The 2,752-nt window shown below is 60.4% G+C and carries 4 protein-coding genes; 2 read left to right on the forward strand and 2 right to left on the reverse strand.

Annotation, left to right across the window (positions count from 1 at the left end):
• Together EN932_RS33200 and EN932_RS33205 are read right to left on the reverse strand one after the other, a co-directional pair.
• The coding region (locus EN932_RS33200) for an FAD:protein FMN transferase (protein WP_245483374.1) at positions 1-279 on the reverse strand (279 nt) is incomplete at its 3' end.
• A gap of 25 nt (positions 280-304) precedes the next feature.
• Positions 305-1,078 (reverse strand): FMN-binding protein, encoded by a 774-nt coding sequence (locus tag EN932_RS33205; RefSeq protein WP_128369406.1) that lies wholly within the window; start codon positions 1,076-1,078, stop codon positions 305-307.
• 208 nt (positions 1,079-1,286) lie between these two features.
• Between EN932_RS33205 and EN932_RS33210 the strand changes: the two genes are divergently transcribed.
• A complete protein-coding gene (locus EN932_RS33210; protein ID WP_128369407.1) occupies positions 1,287-1,805 on the forward strand; it encodes a cytochrome b/b6 domain-containing protein in 519 nt (172 codons plus the stop codon).
• A 4-nt stretch (positions 1,806-1,809) separates the two neighbouring features.
• On the forward strand, positions 1,810-2,505 hold the full coding sequence (locus tag EN932_RS33215) for a VIT family protein (RefSeq protein WP_128369408.1): 696 nt from the start codon (positions 1,810-1,812) through the stop codon (positions 2,503-2,505).
• Positions 2,506-2,752 lie beyond the last annotated feature (247 nt).

The raw sequence follows: 2,752 nt of genomic DNA on the forward strand, positions 1-2,752 counted from the left end.
GCCCTTGACGATGCCGGAAGGATCAAGCGAACCGTCGGGCTTACGAATGTCGAAGTAGCCGTCCGTCTCGGTTTTCGTCTGTTCGGCAATGGCCAGCACGTCCATCATCTCGCCGCTCCACTCGACGACGGGAACGTCGCCGCGGTTGATGGCCGTTATCTCGCTGTCGGCCCGGTATGTGCTGAAGCGCCGGTCGATGTGTTCGAAATAGCCGAAGACCGTGTCGATCAACTCAGCGGCCGACGTACCGCCGATGTCGACTGAAATGGGCATGCCCATCAAAATTCGCGTTTCGCGCATGGATCTACGACGACGCCTTCTTCAGCGCGCCCCGCAGCGATTGGATGAAGGCCCTGCTGGTTAACGTCGCGCCAGAAATAATGTCTACATTTGCGCTTTGGGCGGTGATCGCTTCGTCGCGCAGCATGGGCAGTGCCTGCCTGTTGATGCTGACGGAGGTGCGGCGATCAGAGGGATATTTCAGCACTTTCAGCGCTGTAAGCTGCCCGCCTTGTACGAGGGCCTGAATCTGGATGATGCCGTAATAGGCGTCGGCCGTGGGGCCGGTGTAGACGCCATCGGCATAACCATGCGCCGCGAGCTTCATGCCCACCCGGACGACACGTGCTGGTGCATCCGGATATGCTGGCCTCGGCTGCGGGACTGGTATGTAAACGGCCGGAGTTACGGCGAATGAAGGTGCTGTTGACGAAGGATCGATGACAGCCTGCGCCACTGGCTGTGCCGGTGGCGTTGGCAACGGTTGCGGTGCCACCGTAACCACTGTCTGCTTGACTGGATCATTTGATCGTTCGGCGTGCGCTGCTATGCCAGCGGTCGTTTCCCGGGCAATCGGGAACCTTGTTCTGAGCCGGGGATCGAGGGGCGGCGGGGAGATTAGGAGCGCCGGCAAAGCCGCAGCGGATGCCGGCGCTTTTGGCTGCACGGAAGGCGCATCTGCCGCGTCGCTCGGCAGCGCTTCGCCGAGTAAATCGTTTGCCGGGTTCTTGCTGGCCTGATCCCAGACATAAGCGCCCGAGGCTGCGATCACGAAAAGTGACAAGGCAATCTGTTTCATCGGAATTGTGTTTCCACGTTGATTTCTCGCAGGCGGTCCATCCGCTTCGAAGGCAATATCCCACGACCAAGCTGACAACTGGCTGTCAGCCTAGGTCGAGCTGCGAGGTGGCGTGAAAGCTTAGGGAGACGGGAATTCATTTGTCCCAGATCAAGATTGTCGCATAAACAGCGAGGTAGGAAGGTTCCATCAAACGAGGTAACTGCCTATGACTGTGGCCAACGAGCCAGCCGGATACACCGCAACCCAGATATTGCTGCACTGGACTATCGCGGTGCTGATCGTCCTTCAGCTTGTAATCGGTGAGGACATCAAGCCGGCTTACCGGGCGTTCTCACGCGGTACCGCACCGGCAGCGGACGACATCTTCAACGCGAACGTTCATGTCTATGTCGGTTTGGCCGTTCTGGTGCTGGCGATCTGGCGGCTTGCGGTGCGTCTGCGGCATGGCGTGCCGGCGGCGCCGCCCGAAGAAAGCGTCCTGCTGAAACGGATTGCCGCGGCCGCCCATTTCCTGCTGTATCTTTTCATTTTCGGGATGCCGATCACTGGGGCGCTGGCCTGGTTCTTCAGCTTTCGAGCGATGGGTGAGATACACGAACTCGCCAAGCCGGTGATCATCATTGTCGTCGGCCTCCATGCCGCAGCGGCGCTATGGCAGCATTTCTATGTGAAATCGGATGTGCTGGTCAGGATTCTGCGACCTGCCGGACGGCGTGCGCCGTGATGCCATGAGCCGGCTGCACAGTGAAAACCATCTTGTATCCCGCGTCGGCTGGCTGCGCGCCGCCGTGCTCGGCGCCAATGACGGCATCGTTTCGACGGCCAGCCTGATCGTTGGCGTGGCAGCAGCCAATGCGGCGGCCTCCAATGTGCTGGTGGCTGGCGTTGCCGGACTGGTCGCCGGTGCGATGTCGATGGCGGCGGGCGAATATGTATCGGTCAGTTCGCAGTCCGATACCGAACAAGCCGACCTTGCCCGCGAGAAAGGGGAACTGGCGACGCAGCCAGATTTCGAGCGACAGGAACTTGCGGAGATCTATGTCAAACGTGGCTTGGAACCAGCGCTTGCCTTGCAGGTCGCCGACCAATTGATGGCGAAGGACGCGCTCGGCGCCCACGCTCGTGACGAACTCGGTATTTCGGAGGTGACGACGGCCAGACCGATCCAGGCAGCGCTGACCTCTGCAGCAGCATTTTCGGTTGGCGCGGCCATGCCATTGGCGATGGTGCTTGTTTCGCCGGCCGCCTGGCTTGCCGCAACGGTGTCTGTTGCCTCACTGCTGTTCCTGGCGGTTCTGGGCGCCATTGGCGCCAAAGCCGGCGGTGCCAATGTGTTAAGGGCAACTGTTCGCGTCACCTTTTGGGGCGCGCTGGCAATGGCGCTGACCGCCGGTATTGGAGCCGTCGTTGGGACTGCCATCTGACGGTCCTGCGACCTTGATCCCAGCGTATGCCGGAGGCGCCCGTTCTCTCGCAAAATAGTCCCGAGAGGGTTCGGCGCCAGTTCTATGAAGTTGTGAAAGCGCAACGAAGGCGGCGCGGCGGGGATATATCACGAAGCTTCGCAAATCGCGGAGACATCATCATGAAACAGCGCAGTTCGGTCGACCCCGATATGGTCGTCGACGAAATCATGAGGAAATGGCCGGCAACCGTCGCTGTGGTGTTGAG

It is taken from the genome of Mesorhizobium sp. M7A.F.Ca.US.002.01.1.1 (assembly GCF_004022955.1).
In the GTDB taxonomy this organism is placed as follows: domain Bacteria; phylum Pseudomonadota; class Alphaproteobacteria; order Rhizobiales; family Rhizobiaceae; genus Mesorhizobium; species Mesorhizobium ciceri.

Coding starts and splice junctions, on each gene's coding strand:
- EN932_RS33205 (WP_128369406.1), bottom strand. CDS start 1,078: ATGAAACAGATTGCCTTGTCACTTTTCGTGATCGCAGCCTCGGGCGCT.
- EN932_RS33210 (WP_128369407.1), top strand. CDS start 1,287: ATGACTGTGGCCAACGAGCCAGCCGGATACACCGCAACCCAGATATTG.
- EN932_RS33215 (WP_128369408.1), top strand. CDS start 1,810: ATGAGCCGGCTGCACAGTGAAAACCATCTTGTATCCCGCGTCGGCTGG.